The sequence below is a fragment of the Flavobacterium sp. GNP010 genome (assembly GCF_056428945.1).
This window is the reverse complement of the sequence record NZ_JBWJVK010000146.1, coordinates 1-413: the sequence shown is the minus strand read 5'-3', so window position 1 is coordinate 413 and position 413 is coordinate 1. Positions and strand designations below refer to the sequence as shown.

The 413-nt window shown below is 43.3% G+C and carries 1 pseudogene; it reads left to right on the top strand.

What is annotated here, in order from left to right:
- Positions 1 to 413 (top strand): annotated as a pseudogene (locus AC061C_RS15910) (hypothetical protein); the annotation flags it as partial.

Sequence of the window (413 nt, the reverse complement as noted above, 5' to 3'; positions counted from 1 at the left end):
CTATTACCTATACTTTTGTATTGACTAATGGTACGGCTGGAAGTGCGGATTACACTATTACAAATGTTGATGTACTTGTTCCTGCTGGAGCAACTACTGGAACGGTAAGTGTACCAACAACGGTGGATGCGATTGATGAAGTAAATGAGAACTTTAGTATTGCCTCTGGAGCTGCTTCGGCTACTGGTACGATTATCGACAATAACAATGCCCCTACTGTGGCAACGATCACTCCGGCTTCGGCTACTGAAGGATCTGATGTGGTATTCAACTTTACACTGAGCAACCCTTCTGATCAAGCCATTACCTATACTTTTGTATTGACTACTGGAACCGCTGGAAGTGCGGATTACACTATTACAAATGTTGATGTACTTGTTCCTGCTGGAGCAACTACTGGAACGGTAAGTGTA